Below are 887 nucleotides of genomic sequence, written 5' to 3'. Positions count from 1 at the left end.
CGCCACCGACGGTACCGGTGACGGCGACATCGCCCTTGGCCTCTTCGGCGTTGAGGATGTCATCGCCGGCAATGACGTTGAGTTCGATGGTGGCTTCAGCTTCGGTGTCGACGCTGTAATCGCGGTCGGTCTCGGCGGTAACGCTGTTGCCGTTGTCATCGGTGGCGGTGACGCTGGCCTGGACGTTGCTGTTAGCAGCCAGCACGCTGCCCGGCACGTTGATGCTGAAGGTGTTGTCGGCTTGCACTTTACCGGTGTAGGTGTTGACACCGATGGTCAGGGTGACGGTGTCACCTTCTTTGGCATCGCCACCGACGGTACCGGTGACGGCGACATCGCCCTTGGCCTCTTCGGCGTTGAGGATGTCATCGCCGGCAATGACGTTGAGTTCGATGGTGGCTTCAGCTTCGGTGTCGAGCAGGGTGGTGTCGTCGCTGGCATTGGCGGTGTTGCCGGCGGCGTCGGTGACGCTTGCGGTGACGACCAGATTGCCATCGGCCAGGCTGCGGAGGTCAGCGTTGGTGGTGTAGCTGCCATCGGCACCGGTGGTTGCGGTGGTTTCCACGGTGTTGCCATTAGCGTCGATGATCACCAGGGTCACAGTACGGTCTGGGCCGACATCGGAGGTGCCGCTGATCGGGGCATTGGCGACGTTGCCGCTGTTGACGTCATCCAGGCTCACCGTGATGTTGGCGGTGATGTCCACACTACCATCGTCGGTCGCAGTGCCGGTGTTGCCAGCCGAATCGGTGACACTGGCCGTCACCTGATAGCTTCCTTCCGCCAGCGGGGTAGTGACATCCACGCTGTAACCACCACCCGGTTGCACGGTGGCGGTCAGGGTCTGCGGGTTGCCATTGGCATCGGTCACCACCAGGGTAACGGTA

The 887-nt window shown here is 62.3% G+C and carries 1 protein-coding gene; it reads right to left on the bottom strand.

All coding sequences use genetic code 11. The annotated features are described in order from the left end of the window. On the bottom strand, window positions 1–887 hold an 887-nt coding region (locus ACB035_RS20450; protein ID WP_371168033.1), incomplete at both ends, for an Ig-like domain-containing protein.

This window comes from Aeromonas sp. S12(2024), from assembly GCF_041402305.1.
Taxonomy (GTDB): Bacteria; Pseudomonadota; Gammaproteobacteria; order Enterobacterales; family Aeromonadaceae; genus Aeromonas; species Aeromonas veronii.
The sequence above is the reverse complement of the archived record's forward strand: the minus strand, read 5'-3'. Positions and strand labels throughout refer to the sequence as shown.